Source organism: Streptomyces laculatispora, from assembly GCF_017353455.1.
Lineage (GTDB): Bacteria > Actinomycetota > Actinomycetes > Streptomycetales > Streptomycetaceae > Streptomyces > Streptomyces laculatispora.
Window position 1 is genome coordinate 1 of record NZ_JAFMPZ010000510.1, and the last position, 13,954, is coordinate 13,954.

At 70.2% G+C, this 13,954-nt stretch carries 12 protein-coding genes; 2 read left to right on the forward strand and 10 right to left on the reverse strand.

What is annotated here, in order from left to right:
- Positions 1-181: 181 nt before the first annotated feature.
- The 9 genes from J1C73_RS26595 to J1C73_RS26635 all read right to left on the reverse strand — a co-directional run bounded on the left by J1C73_RS26595 (position 182) and on the right by J1C73_RS26635 (position 10,631).
- Complete coding sequence (locus J1C73_RS26595) at positions 182-1,144, reverse strand: nucleoside triphosphate pyrophosphohydrolase (RefSeq protein ID WP_207318611.1); 963 nt, start codon at positions 1,142-1,144, stop codon at positions 182-184.
- Positions 1,145-1,175: 31 nt separating this feature from the next.
- Positions 1,176-1,832 carry a SurA N-terminal domain-containing protein gene (locus J1C73_RS26600; protein ID WP_207318612.1) on the reverse strand — a complete coding sequence of 219 codons (657 nt, stop codon included), beginning with the start codon at positions 1,830-1,832 and terminating at the stop codon, positions 1,176-1,178.
- Positions 1,833-1,969: 137 nt separating this feature from the next.
- Entirely contained in the window at positions 1,970-2,371 is a 402-nt protein-coding gene (locus tag J1C73_RS26605; RefSeq protein ID WP_207318613.1) for a GtrA family protein, read from the reverse strand.
- The gene (locus tag J1C73_RS26610; RefSeq protein ID WP_123459764.1) at positions 2,368-3,336 is read right to left on the reverse strand and encodes a glycosyltransferase family 2 protein; all 969 of its coding nucleotides are present in this window, start codon (positions 3,334-3,336) and stop codon (positions 2,368-2,370) included. The genes J1C73_RS26605 and J1C73_RS26610 overlap by 4 nt, the downstream gene beginning before the upstream one ends.
- A 137-nt stretch (positions 3,337-3,473) precedes the next feature.
- Entirely contained in the window at positions 3,474-4,553 is a 1,080-nt protein-coding gene (locus J1C73_RS26615) for an NlpC/P60 family protein (RefSeq protein WP_207318614.1), read from the reverse strand.
- Between the two features lie 9 nt (positions 4,554-4,562).
- Positions 4,563-5,045, reverse strand: a complete 483-nt coding sequence (locus J1C73_RS26620) for a poly-gamma-glutamate biosynthesis protein PgsC/CapC (protein WP_073738471.1) — start codon at positions 5,043-5,045, stop codon at positions 4,563-4,565.
- A complete protein-coding gene (pgsB, locus tag J1C73_RS26625; RefSeq protein ID WP_207318615.1) occupies positions 5,042-6,688 on the reverse strand; it encodes a poly-gamma-glutamate synthase PgsB in 1,647 nt (548 codons plus the stop codon). The genes J1C73_RS26620 and pgsB overlap by 4 nt, the downstream gene beginning before the upstream one ends.
- A 6-nt stretch (positions 6,689-6,694) precedes the next feature.
- Complete coding sequence (locus tag J1C73_RS26630; protein WP_207318624.1) at positions 6,695-8,929, reverse strand: cache domain-containing protein; 2,235 nt, start codon at positions 8,927-8,929, stop codon at positions 6,695-6,697.
- A 487-nt stretch (positions 8,930-9,416) separates the two neighbouring features.
- Entirely contained in the window at positions 9,417-10,631 is a 1,215-nt protein-coding gene (locus tag J1C73_RS26635; protein WP_372446740.1) for a CapA family protein, read from the reverse strand.
- 62 nt (positions 10,632-10,693) lie between these two features.
- Between J1C73_RS26635 and J1C73_RS26640 the strand changes: the two genes are divergently transcribed.
- Positions 10,694-11,644 (forward strand): hypothetical protein, encoded by a 951-nt coding sequence (locus J1C73_RS26640; protein WP_207318617.1) that lies wholly within the window; start codon positions 10,694-10,696, stop codon positions 11,642-11,644.
- A 529-nt stretch (positions 11,645-12,173) separates the two neighbouring features.
- Here J1C73_RS26640 and J1C73_RS26645 read toward each other — a convergent pair.
- Entirely contained in the window at positions 12,174-12,614 is a 441-nt protein-coding gene (locus J1C73_RS26645) for a hypothetical protein (RefSeq protein ID WP_207318618.1), read from the reverse strand.
- 176 nt (positions 12,615-12,790) lie between these two features.
- On the opposite strand from J1C73_RS26645, the gene J1C73_RS26650 reads away from it, so the two are divergent.
- On the forward strand, positions 12,791-13,954 hold the full coding sequence (locus J1C73_RS26650; RefSeq protein WP_207318619.1) for a sensor histidine kinase: 1,164 nt from the start codon (positions 12,791-12,793) through the stop codon (positions 13,952-13,954).

Here is a 13,954-nt window from a genome sequence, read left to right on the forward strand (position 1 = left end):
GATCGGGCCGGGGGCCATCCCCCCGGCCCGATCGACGCCTCGTCCGGGTCCTGAGTCAGGTACCCCTGGGCGTCGTCGGCATTCCGTGGTCGCGTGCGGATCAGGGCGGCTGCGAGGTGGGGTGCGCCTTCGTGGGCGCGGTGATCCAGAACGAGACCGCGCAGCCGTGCCCCGCGCCGGGCTATCCGTTGCCCTCCGCCGCCCTGATGGCGTCCCGGTAGGCGCGGCCCGCGGCCCGCAGGGCGGCCTCCGGGTCGGTGCCGTCCTCCTGGGCGCGCACCGCCAGCGCCAGGAGCCGGTAGCCGATGCCGTCGCCGTCGGGGAGCGCCACGTCGAGTCCGGCGGTACGGACCCGGCCGGCCAGCTTCGCGGCGAGTGCCAGGGCGGGCTGGCCGAGCGGCACCCCGTCGGTGACCGACTCGCGCTGCTTCTCGATCGCCTTGGTCCGCAGCCAGTGCGCGTGGACGTCCTCCGGGGTCTCGGCGGTCTCGTCACCGAAGACGTGCGGATGGCGGTGGATCAGCTTCTCGACGAGCGTGGCGGCGACATCGTCCACCGAGAACGGCTCGTCCTCGTCCTCCTCGGCGATGCGCGCGTGGAAGACGACCTGGAGCAGTACGTCGCCGAGCTCCTCGCGCAGCTCCTCGCGGTTGCCGTCCTCGATCGCCTCGACGAGTTCGTACGCCTCCTCGATGGCGTACTTGGCGAGGCCCTTGTGGGTCTGCTGCGAGGTCCAGGGGCACTCGATCCGGATCCGGTCCATGACCTGGACCAGATCCAGCAGCCGGGCGCCGGGCAGGTCGTAGGAACCGGGCAGCAGCTCCAGGTTCGGCATCTGCACCCGCCCCGAACCCGCCAGCCTCGCCAGTCCGTCGGTCAGCGGCTGGTTCCCCTCGCCACCGCTGAGCACCACCAGGGTCCGGCCCCCGGCGCAGGCGCCGACGAGTTCCTGCGCGTCCGGAACGGCCGGCTCGACGGTGATGCCCGCCTCGCGCAGATACGGCAGCTGGGGCTGGTCCGGCTCGGCGCACAGCACCCGGTCGGCGGCGTGCAGCGTCTGCCAGGCGGGCCAGGACAGCAGTCCGGGCGCGACCCGGTGGCTGGCGGTGAGCAGGACGATGCGGCCGGGGTCTTCAGCGTTCACGCTGCGAATCTACCCGGCCGCCCGGCCGCTGCTACGCCCCGGCCTCCGCCGCCGCCTGGGCGGGCTTGGTGACCTGGTTGATCCAGGGGGCCTTGTAGTCCGCGAGCTGGATCTGCTGGTTGTTCCAGGTGCCGTAGCGCGGATTGACGTCGACCTTCAGCGCCTTGGACGCCTTCGTCAGCGCATCGCCGAGGATCTTCGTACCGGCCGGGGTCGACGCGTCGGCGCCGAGTGCCTGGGCGAGCTTGGTCAGCTGGATCTGCTCGCGCAGGAAGGCGTCGATCTGGCCGGGGGAGATCCAGCGCTCCTGGAGCACCGCGGCCCGCAGCCCTTCCTCGCCCTTGTACTGGGCGACGGCCGACTGGCGCATCTGCTGGATCTCGGCACGGCTGACGGTGACCCCGTTGTCCGCCGAGGCCCGGTCCAGGACCCGGTCAAGGATGATCCCGTGCAGCTTGGCGCGGACGAGCTGGCCGGACTGGTCGGTCGCCTGGTCCGCCTGCTTGGAGGTGTCCTGCGCGTCACGCACGTCCGCCGCCTGGGCCTGCACGGTGGACACCGCGATCCGGTCCCCGCCCACGACGGCTGCCGCGCCGGGGCGGGCCTGGCTGCCGCAGGCGGAGAGGAGCGGCGCTGCGACGAGCAGTGCGGCGGAGACGGTGAGCGCGGTGCGACGGCGGCGGTGCAAAGGAGCCTCCCGAGGAGATTGTGCGGCGGTGCACAAAGCCTTGCGGTGATCGATGTTAGGCAGTGGAACCGGTCCGGGCCACCGATTCGACCAACGATTCGGAAGGAGTTGGGGATGTGGGCTCCCCGGAGCCCCGCTCAGCGCACCGGCAGGGACGTTTTCGGCGGTACGTCCGGCCGCAGCATGATCGTGCGCGAGACCACGAAGGTGATCGGGATCGCCGCCGCGGCCGCGACCAGCGGGGCGTACCGGCTGCTGAACCCGGCCAGGTCGACCAGCAGGTAGACACCGCCGGTGGTGATGACGAAGTTGGCGGCGTTGGTGAGCGGGAAGAGCAGGAACTTCCGCCAGGTGGGCCGGGTCCGGTAGGTGAACCAGGAGTTGAGGAAGAACGACCCGGTCATGCTGAGCGCGAAGGCGGCCACGTGCGCGGCTATGTAGGGCAGCCGGGTCAGCAGGGCGAGGTAGCAGCCGTAGTACGTGCCGGTGTTCACGACGCCCACGAGGGCAAAGCGTGCCAGCTGTGCCTTGACCGTCATCGGCGTACGAACTCCAGGGGTTCCGGCTCCGGGGCCGGCCTGCGGACCCGGGTGTTGGTGTCCTGCACCAGGTAGTGCGGGCGGCGCTTCACCTCGTAGTAGATACGGCCGACGTACTCCCCGACCACCCCGACCATCACCATCTGGACCCCGGCGAGGGCGGTGACCGCGACGAGGAGGGTGACGTATCCGGGCGTGTCGACGCCCTTCACCAGGGCGACGCCGACGATCCACCCGGAGTAGACGAGGGCGAGGGACATCAGCAGCAGGCCGAGGTAGAGCGCGGCGCGCAACGGCTTGTTGTTGAACGAGAGCAGCCCGTCGAGCCCGTAGTTCAGCAGTTTCCCGAAGGTCCAGGCGGAGCGGCCCTCTTCGCGGACGGCGTTCTCGTAGCTGAACGTCGTGGTGGGGAATCCGACCCAGGCGAAGAGGCCCTTGGAGAACCGGTTGTATTCGGTGAGTTCGAGCACGGCGTCGGCGGCCCGGCGCGACAGCAGCCGGAAGTCCCCTACGCCGTCCACGAGTTCCACGTCCACCAGCCGGTTGATCAGCCAGTAGTAGGCGCGTGCGGTGAGCGTCCGGGTGACGCGGTCGCCCTTGCGGGTGCGCCGGGCGATCACCTGGTCGTAGCCGTGCGCGTGCTCCTCCAGCATCCGGCCGACGAGCTCCGGCGGATGCTGGAGGTCGGCGTCCATGATGACGACGGCGTCGCCCTCGGCGTGCTGGAGGCCGGCCAGCATGGCGGCCTCCTTGCCGAAGTTGCGGCTGAAGGAGACGTAGCGGGCCCGCGGATCGGCGGCGGCCAGCTGCCGCAGAATCGGCAGGGTCCGGTCCGTGCTCCCGTCGTCGACGTACACGAGTTGGAACGCGTGACCCAGCCGGGTCATCTCATCCGTCACGCGTTCATGGAAGCGTTCGAGTATCTCTTGCTCGTTGAAACAAGGCACCACCAGCGAGATCAGCACGAATGTACATCAGCCGGTCAAAGTGTCGGGAGCGGATTCCGGGTGTGACCGAGGGGCGACCATTGGGTGAACTGGCCCGTGCCGCCCGCCGGTCCGCGGCATCCGCTCCCTGATCCGGCCTGATCCGCACGAAGAACCTAGAGCCGCTTCGCGCTGCGCAGGGTCGCCGCGTAGTAGCCGTTTCCGTCGAGGCGTGAGGTGCCGCCCTTGTCGCCGATGGTCGGGCCGTTCACTTCCTCCCGGCTGGAGACGAAGATCAGGTGGCCGTCCGAGTCGTGGCCCATGTACATGCCGATGTGGTCCAGCCGCTGCCCGGTGCGCTGGTCGAGCTTGAAGAAGACCAGGTCGCCCGGTTGCAGCACATCGATCGAGGTGGGCCGGTCCGCAGCCGATATGCCCTTGAGCGGGATCACATCGGCGCCGAGCTTGGAGCGGGCGATGCCGTTGGCGGTGCGGGGCAGTCCGTCGCCCTGGCCGTCGAGGGGGGCGAGCGGGTAGCGGGCGCGGTAGCCGAGGATCGTCCGCATGAAGCCCGAGCAGTCCATGGACCGGTAGCGCTGCTTCTCGGGCTGACGGGTGACGCCGTTGCGGAAGGTGTAGGGGATGCCCAGGTAGTCGAAGAAGTCCGACTGCTCCAGGCGCAGGTCGTTGCCCTCGCTGCCGTTCGGGTTGATGGGTCCGAACTGGGCGTCCCCGGCGTAGGAGACCCCTTCGTCGTCCTTCTTGACCGGCGCCCCCTCGACGTACTGGAAGGCGAAGGCGAACAGGTCGTCCTCCTCGCTGCCGTAGTAGGTCTTGAACCAGTCCTTGAACCACTGCTGCTTCTCGGAGCCCTTCTTCCACTTCTCCGGCATCAGCCGCACCCAGCTCTCGGTGACCACCCGGGACTTGGTGTTGGTGGGTTCGGCGAAGGTACGGGAGGGGCCGGTGAGTGTGGCGGTGCGGGCGTGGTCGGTGAAGGTGGCCAGGACCTTGCCACCGGCGTCGCGCAGGACCGTACGGGCGGGTGCGTTCAGCCGTTCCCAGGTCTCTTTCCCGGACTTCAGCGCGGCGCCGGCCGGCTTGTCCGTGATGGCCTGGACGGCGGGCGCCTTGGCCTGTTCGTCCTTGCGAAGTTCGACCGTGAAATACGCGCTGCCGGCGAGCAGCCCGACCACCGCGACGGCGTGCAGGATCTGGCGGGGGCGCTTGGACTGCTTGGTACGGGGAGCGGTCATGAGATCACCTCAGGCAGACGGAAGGGCGCCGAGCAGGATGCCGGCGGTCAGGACGACGTAGGCGAGCAGCGAGACCGAGCCGGTGGCCAGCAGAGTCGCGCCCTTCGGCTGGCGAACCAGCTGGTAGGCGATGAGACCCGGGACGATGAAGCCGAGGGTCTGGTTGGCGTACATCAGCGGGAACTCCACCTGGAGCACGATCATCACCGTCGCCTGGAGGATGACCCCGGTCAGCACCACCGCGGAGAACAGCCGCTTCCCGTAGAGGATGACGACCTTCTGGAGCAGCAGCACGGAGACGTACGTGAGGACGGTGACGCCGACCACCATGGCCGCGCGCTGGAGATCCTCGACGAGGGTCAGCGCCAGCCAGCCGGGGGTGATCATGCCGCCGGGTGAGAGGTTGGTCGTCAGATAGCAGACCAGGGAGAACATCAGGCCGAGCGCGATGCCGATGGCGGCGATCTCGGGCGTCAGGACGGTGGGAATCAACGGGGGTCTCCTGCGCTGTTCTGCCGGCTCTGCTGGTAAGGGTCCTGCGGGGGCTGCTGCCCGTCCGGATCCGGCTGCCCGTGCCGGTACGGCTGTACGGGCTGCTGGTGCTGCTGGTGCTGCGGCTGCTGCGGCTGCGGCTGCTGCTGCTGCTGCTCATGCTCCGGCTGCTGGTGCTGCTGGTGCTGGGGGTCCGGGTGCAGCGCGGGCTCGAACATGCCGCGCGGCCGGGCCTGGGCCGGCACCTGCGCCAGCACCTGCGCCTGGACCGTGGGGTGCGGCTGGTAGCGGGTCTCGTACGCCTCCGGGTAGGGCGCGTACGGGTCCAGATGCGGCCGGTACTGCTGGAGCGCCAGCGTCTCGTCGTGACGGATGTCCTGCGGAGCGTGCGGTTTCGGCTGCTCGTCCGGAGTCTCCTCGGGCTGCCCGTCCGGGGCGTCGTCGGGCTGCTCGTCCGGGGTCTCGTCGGGCGGGAGTTCGCTGAGATGCTCCAGCAGCAGCTCGCCCTGTCCGTGGATGTTGCCGATGGCGATCAGTGACGAGTCGGGGCCGAGGCCGCCGAGCAGCTCCCGCATGAACTCCTCCGGATCGCGCCGGTCGCCGCCCAGGTCCACCGCGCGGCTGCGCCACTCGGCGGGGATCGCGTCGATGGCGCTCTTGGCCGGGTGGCCGATGACGAAGACCTTGTCGGGCTGGAGATCGGGGATGATCTCGCCCATCTGGCCGTTGCGTTCGACCCGGTCGGGGCGGCAGTTGATGACGACGTTCAGCGGACGATGGACGGCGCCCAGGTCCAGCAGCTGGTTGACGTTCATCAGCGTGGACTCGGGGTCGTTGGCCGCGAAGACGTTGGCGAACCGCAGCTTCTTGCCGTCCGGCGTCAGATACCGCTCGACGGAGAGGACTCCCGGGTCCGGCGGGGCCTCGTACATCCCCTTCAGCGCGGTTTCCCGCTCCACGCCGAGCAGTTCGGCGACCTTCAGCGCGATGGCCACGTTCTCCTTGAAGGTGAACCAGCTGAAGCCGCGCAGCTCCGCGTCGCTCACGGTCTCGGGGTCGGCGTAGATGAGCTCGCAGTCGCGGGCGTCGGCCTCCTCCTGGAGGATCGCGAACCGGTCGACCTCGGCGGTCACGCAGATGCCGCCCTCCGGCATGGAGCGGCAGAGCGAGCGCGCCACGTCGTCGAGGGTCGGGCCCATCTCGGCCAGATGGTCCTCGCGCACGTTGCAGAGCACGCCGATCGTGGAGCGGATCAGCTTGGACTGGTTGATCTCCTGGAGCGCCGGCATCACTGCCATGCACTCGATGACCAGGGCCTGCGGGTCGTACGCCGCGGCGCGGCGCACGATGCCGATCTGCTCGACGACGTTGGCCAGGCCGAACTTGCGATAGACGGGCTCCTCGGTGGCGTCCGGGTGGATGAACCGGGCCGCCGTACCGGTGGTCTTGGCGACGGTCACCAGATCGCCGCCCCGCAGGGCGCCCGCGCAGAGCCGGGTGATGGAGGACTTACCGCGGATGCCGTTCACCAGGACCCGGGCGGGTATTCGCTCCAGGTTGATGAAGTGGCGTCGCTGCTCGACGATGCCCGCTGTCAGCAGGATCGCGCAGCACACCACCAGCACGGTGTAAAGGAACAGCACGGCCGGTCAGGTCCTTTCGGCGTAGGTCGTGGGCGCCGTCGGCGCGGGCTCGCGCTTCTGCTGCGCCGGGAGCTGCTGGCGTACCAGCTCCAGGGACCGGGTGACGGCGCCGACCTCGTCGTGGTGGCGCGGATAGAGGACGGTGCGCCGCTCACCGCCGGCGAGCGCCTCGGCCTGATCGGCGAGGGCGCGCAGCGGGCGTACGACGATGATGTGCAGCCAGCCCAGACAGGCGATGGCCGCGGCCATCCCCAGCAGCCCGGCGAGCACCGTGAGGTTCTGCCTCCGGTACTCGGGGATGGCGAGGGAACTGGCGGGCTGCCGGCTGACCACGGTCCAGCCGAGGGTCTTCGCCGCCCCGCCGCCGACGAAGGGCGCGGCCGCGGCGATCTGCACCTTGCCGCCGTCGCGGTACAGGATGCCGCTGGGGTGCATGCTGACGCCGGTCTTCTGGTTGGTGCCCGTCACGAGCGTCCGCAGCCGTTCGCCGGGCAGCTCCTGGAAGGCGCGGTAGCCGGTGTTGCCGCCGATGATCCGCTGCTTGTCGTCGACGATGTTGATCTGGCCGAGGCCGGGCCGCTTGAGCAGGCCGTTGAGGAGGTCGATGCGGAACTCGCCGACGACGGTGGCGCCGTCGCGGCCGGGTATCCCGGCCTGACCGACGATGACCGGCTTCTTGCCGGAGTCGTTCAGCACCCGGATCGGCTGGGCGCCGGATGGCTTGCCGACGGGCTCGTGCGGGGTGTCCCCGGCGTGCGCGACGACCTTTCCGGAGGCGTCGACGACGTACAGCGACTGGTAGCGGTCGTGCTCCAGGCGGGTGCGCTCCAGGACGGTGCGCATATCGGCGGGCGAGGTGCCGGCGCCGATCAGCGTGGCCACCGACAGCAGGTCCGCCTGTCCCTCGTTGAGGGCCCGGCGCACCCGGTCGGTGAGGGTGTCGGTCCGCTCGCGCTGGTCGTTCACCAGCTGCTGCGGTACGACGGCGGTGTCATCGGCCCGGTTGAGGAGCAGCAGCATCGGTCCGCACCAGGCGAGTACCAGCACCCCGCAGACGAGGATCAGTCCGCGGGTGCCGAACCGGCCGCGCCGGGGCGGCTCGGCGGACCGGTCCTCACCGAGCAGCTGACGGCGCAGCCGTTCCAGGGAGTTCCCGATCCGGGCCGCTTCGCCGTACGAGGGGACGCTGACCGGTCGGGTGAGGTCGCCGCGGGTCAGCCGCCGGCTCTCCAGGAAGAGCCGGATCAGCGGCCGCTGGACGGTGCCCAGGAGCAGCGCGACGGCGAGTGCGCCGACGACGACCAGGGCGCCCGCGGCCACCAGGCCGAAGAACGGGCCGGCGGCGGCGGTGGGGTTCTCGGCCACCGCGACCATGGCGACGACGCTGAGGCCGAGGCCGGTGGCGACAGTGGGCTCGCCGGGCTGGACGCCGGCGAGCGAGGCGTAGCCGGCGACGCTCCGGTCGCCCGTGTGCAGGCTGCCCAGCAGGCTGCCGCTGACGCCGGGGAAGCCGCCGGAGCCGGGCTCCTTGGCGGACATGGGGTGCTGTCGGACCTTGACCGAGGCGGTCTTCGCGAAGCTCTTCAGCTGCTTGTCGGCGCGTTTGGCGTCGGCGCGCTGGGTGTCGGTGAGCAACTGCTCGGGCTGCGGGATGCCGTCGCTGGAGAGGATGTCGGCGTCCGCGTCGATGACGGCGATGGAGCGGAACTGGCCCAGGCTGATGCCGGGGAACCGCAGATTGCTGGAGGCGACCAGGAGCTGCTGCGGGGCGCCGGGCCAGGAGAGCAGCGCGAAGGAGAGCAGCCGGGTCTCTCCGTTGGCCAGCTTCACCATGCGAGGGCCGAGCGCGTCCTTGCCGCTGAGCTTGGTGGTGTCGATCGCGGCGAGGGGGACGTTCTCACCGCGGGCGGCGAGCAGCTTGCCGGAGGAGATCTCGACGACCGCTGTGCCGGTCCACTTCTGGTAGACGCTGCTGATCTTGTCGAGCACGGCGTCGGGAGAGACCGGGTCCGCGGCGTTGAACAGACCGGCGGTCCGCCCCAGGTCGGTGAAGCTCTCGTCGATGGACGCGCGCAGCGCGATGGCGCCGTCCTCGGCGAACTGCTGCTGCGAGGTCAGTACCGCCTCGGGCACCCGGTCCTGCGCCGTGCGGCCCAGACCGAGCGCGGTGATGGCGGCCAGTGAGAGCAGCAGGACCGAGAGGACCGCGATGGGCGGCCGTATACCACCCAACAGCGACATATCAGCCCGGCGGCGGACCTTGTGTCGCCGCTTCACAGGCGAGGCGGCCATGGTGCATCCCTTCTGGAACTTCTTGCGTTTCTGGTACTACCGGCGCTGCAGGAGCTGTCGACACTGCAGGAGCAAACGGAATTTCCGCTTGCTGCTGAACTTCCGCGGCTTCTGTTTCTTTCCGGACGTATCGGACTTCAGGGCGCGTTGACACGCCCGAAGAATCGAACGTCCACGCGGAAGATCATGACTCGTTCGCATTCCGAACGGTTGTAGCGAAGAGGGCAGTTGTGACGCAGGCCACTCAGATCAAGCCACAGAGGAGGCCAGGTAAACCCCGGAGACATCCCGTGTTCACCTGGCCGTCTTCACCCGACTGTCTTCACCGGCCGTCTTCACCCAACGGCTGCACGGCCCGGCTGCTCCCGCCCGCACGGCCCGGCCTCGCCCGACCGTCGCGGTTCGGCCCCCTCGCCCGGCCTCCGCCGCCCGGAGGTCAGCCGGGCAGGTCCTCCAGCGGTTTCAGGCCGTCCTGCGCGGCCCCGCGGTTGAGCATCGTGCCCTGGGTGCGCTCGAACGCCAGCCGGTAGCGGGCCCGTTCCTCGGGCGTCAGCTTCTTGTCGTCGCGCAGCGCCGCGGCCAGATCGACGAGCCGGTGGTCCTGGACCGCGTCGGAGGGCGCCGGGTTCGCCTCGTCCGCGTCGGGCGGAATGGTGATGAGCGTCGGCACGTACCGCGCCTTCACGTCCCACGAGCCGCCGCTCTTGTGGAACTCGAACCAGCCGACGACGCCTTCCTCGGTCAGTCCGGACGGCACGTCGTGCCGGGCGACCTGGTTGCCCAGTCCGTATGCGATCCAGGTCCCGTCGACCTTCTCCATCGGCTGCACGACATGGGCGTGATGGCCGATGACCAGGTTGATGCCGGTCTCCCGGGCGATCCTGCGCGCCAGCTTGATCTGCGCGGAGCTCGGCTCGGGGTGGTGCTCGCGCCCCCAGTGGATGCTCAGGATGACCACATCGGCGCCGGCCGCGCGGGCCCGCTTCTCGGCTTCCTTGATCCGGTCGAAGTCGTTCTGGTTGACGATCCAGGGCGTACCGGCCGGGACCTCGCGCCCGTTGAAGCCGAAGGCGTACGAGAGCTGCGCGACCTTGACGCCCTTCACATCCATGATCAGCGGCTTGTCGGCCTCGGCCTTGCTGCGCGCCGAACCGGTGTGCTTCAGCCCGGCCTCGTCGAGGGCGTCCAGGGTGCGCTTCACACCGGCCTGGCCGTGGTCGAGGGTGTGGTTCGACGCGCTCGAGCAGGTGTCGTAACCGATCTGCTTCACCGCGGTGGTGATCTGCGGCGGCACCAGGAAGTCCGGGTAGCTGCGGAAGGGTCCGTTCGGCTTGCCCACCACCGGCTCGAAGTGGCAGATCGCCAGGTCGGCACGGGAGATGACGGGCTTCACCCCGGCCATGAGCCGGTAGAAGTCGAGCCCCTGCTTCCCCTCGGCCTTCGCGTCCTTGCGGGCCTGCTCGATCAGCGGCGGGTGAATCAGGATGTCACCGGCCGCGGCGACGGTGAACGACGTCCCCGCGCTCTTGGCCGGATCGCTCCCGCCTGACCCGGCATCACTGCCCAGGAGGGAGCAGCCCGTAGTGGCCAGGGCGAGGAGCCCGGCCAGGGCGGCGCGAGAGGTGAAGGGAGTATAAAGACGTCGGATCACCCATGTATTTTTACTCGAATATGACGAGCAAATGGGCCAAAGGTTCGACGATCTCTGCAACATTGCTGGTCACAGCTGTCGTAGCGGCTGTTGTGGTGCTCGTCACTCCCTCCGGAGGAGGGGATTCCGACAAGGGCCGGCCGCAGCATGCCCAGCCCCATGACGGCGTCGACCTGGCAGACCGGATCGACGACTTCACCCAGGGCGCGATCCGCCGCAGCGCCTTCCACCCGCCGACGGCCCTGGACCGCCGCACCATCGCCGACGGCGTCGGGCTCTATCTCGACGGCCGCCACAAGGACGCCGCACGGCTCCTCGCCGAGGTCGACTTCGGGGTCAGCACCTTCACGGACACGGCCACCGGCCGGCGCTTCGCCGAGATCGCCGACCGGGCCCCGGAGTCCGCCCGCGGCTGGGGGCGCGTGTACATCGACCTGTCCCGCCCGGCCGCGACCTGGTCCGTCCAAGTCCCCCACCCGGTCGCCGACGCCGACAGCGAGAAGCTGGGTGTGGGCGCCTGGCGGGCCACACCGGGCGGGGTCATGGTCCTGGCGGGCGCGAACCGCAGGGCGGGCGAGGGCGGCGCGGCCGACGTCGCCCACCGCCGGGACACCGTCTTCCACGCGGTCTGCGACGAGCTGGTCGCCCACCGGCTGCCCGGCATCCAGCTCCACGGCTACGCCGACTCCACCGAGCCGGACTACGACGTGATCGTCTCCACCGGGAAGGGCGACCACGGCCGCGCCTGGGGCGAGGGGCTGGCGGCCGCACTGAAGCGGGAGGGCTTCGACGTCTGCCGGGTCTGGGTGCGCCGCTGCTCCCTGGAGGGCCGCACGAACGTCCAGGGCCGAGCTGCGGCGGCGGCCGAACTCCCTTTCCTGCACGTCGAGTTCAGCCGTACGGTTCGATCGTCGCCGCGCCGCACCGCCGACGCGGTGACGGCGATCAGGGAGGCGGCGCGATACTCGGCGCAGAGCGCCGGGGCCACGCGGGCGGAGCGGTCCGCGCGCTGACGAGTACGGCCTTCACCACCTGGAGACCGGCAAACCTGCCCATATCCTCCAGGCCGCCGCCTCGGCGTCGGCGGCGGACCTCAGCCCTGGAAGCTGAGCTGCGGCGGGTGCGTGGGGGACATGCGTCTCCTTGAACGGGCCAGGACACCACGGCGGATCCGGGCGGAAGTGCCACAGGAGGCCGCAGAGCCCCAGACGTTCCTCCGCAGCTTGGTATTCGACTTCGCGCGGTGGTACGGCTGGGGGCAGACCCACGCGGAATCTGGCTGCGAGCTCGGCGACAGTGTGGTTGCAGCGCAGGTGGGCCAGGGCCGTCAGCGCCTGGCGGCTGCAGGGCAGCCGCCGCCGGGTGCCGATCTGTCGTCGCCGAGCGGCCAACCCCCGTCGCAGCAGCCGCAGTGGGGAAGTGGACAGATGCAGCCCGGATGGGAGGGCGATGAATCGGGGCTCTAGTACTCCAGCCGGACTTCTGTACTTCTCCTGGTCAACGGCCTTGGCGGTGGGGAGTGTGGCGGGAGTGCGGAATGCTCTAGGCACCCCGCGCCGGGCGTGTGGCGAGCGCCGCGCACAGGGCCGCGAGAGGGAGTTCCGCGGCCGCGGCCATGACGACGGCGGTGGCCAGTTCCGGGCCGGGGGCGGCAGTGGCGAGATCGATGCAGGCGTCGGCGAGGAGGAGCACCGCCGCGGCGGCCGCGGGCGCGCGGTGACGAGTGTCGGCGCACAGCAGGCGGCTGCCGGCGGTGAGCAGCGCGGCGGCCTCCAGGGCGTCGAGGGTGACCCAGGCGGCGGCCTCGGCGGGCGGCAGGGTGCCGGCGAGGTAGCCGAGCCAGGGCAGCAGGGCGAGGCCCGTGCCCGTCAGTATGCGGCTCTGCCAGCAGCGGGCGCGACTGAGGTGCGCGGAACCGCGGGCGGCGCCGAATGTGGGGCAACTACCCTTTTGGGCAGGGGAGGTGAAGGCAATGAGGGCCACGGCGGAGGTCTCCTCCGGTGTCACGAACCCGGCCGTCGGGCTCGTGACCAACCATCCGATTTCCGTCGGCAGGAGTCAGTAACACCGCTGTCCGTCTTGGGGTGGCACTAGCTATACCCCTGATACGGACGGCAGTTGCATGGCAGGCTACGGCGCCCGGCACCTACGGTTGGACCATGAAAATCCCGCCCAGGCAGCGACGTGCGCTCAACCGCCTGACCCGCGATACGTCCTTCCTGGCTCTAGGGGTGCCGCTACACCTCCTCATGGGGTTCCTGCTGCTCGTGATCTTCGGCCAGGTGTGGGAGGTCATCGTGGTGCACGGGGCAGGATGGGCGGCGGTCCTGGGGTTCACGCTGGTGCTGCAGCTGCTCGGGATCGACATCCCCCGCCCGGGGTGGCGGCGGCCGTGGCGCCAGTTCGGTTACCACTGCCTGGTCGGGGCGCTGTTCGGCTGGCTCGAAGTGTTGGTGGTGGGGCTGCTGGTGGCCGGGGTGACCGCGTCGCTGACCTTTGTGTGGGTCTACGCGTTGCCCTGGCAGTGGCGGATCGAGCATCTCGGCTACTCCGCACAGGCGGGGTACGTCTCCGTGGCAGGGCTGGTCGTGCTGGCCACCGTCCCGGGTCTGGCCGCCGCCCTCGTACGCCTTGAGAGCCATGTGGTGCCCGCCCTGCTCGGCCGCAGCAGGGAAGAGGACCTGGCGCGGCGGGTCGAGGACCTCACCGAGAGCCGGGCCGGGGCGGTGGACGCCGCGGATGCCGAACGGCGACGTATCGAAAGGGATCTGCACGACGGCGCCCAGCAGCGACTGGTGTCGCTGGCGCTGAATCTGGGTCTGGCCAAGGCCACGCTGGCGGATCTGCCGCCGGAGGCGCGGGAGGTGATCGACACGGCGCACCGGGAGGCGAAGGAGGCGATCGAGGAGCTGAACAGTCTTGTGCGTGGGCTGCACCCGGCCGTCCTGGACGAACTCGGTCTGGATGCGGCGCTGTCGGGACTCGCGGCCCGCGCCCCGCTGCCCGTACGGCTGCGTGTGGATCTGCCGCAACGACTGGTGCCGGCGATCGAGGCGGTCGCGTACTTCGTGGTCTCCGAGGCGCTGACGAATGTCGCCAAGCACGCACGGGAGTTGACCCGGGCAGATGTGACGGTCACCCGGCTGGGCGAGATACTGCGGGTGGTGATCGCCGACGATGGTCTGGGTGGCGCCGATCCCTCCAAGGGGAGCGGCCTTACGGGGCTTGCCCAGCGCGTGCGGTCCGTGGACGGAACATTCCGGATGAGCAGCCCCGTGGGGGGCCCGACCATGATGAGCGTGGAGCTGCCGTGCCCGAGATGA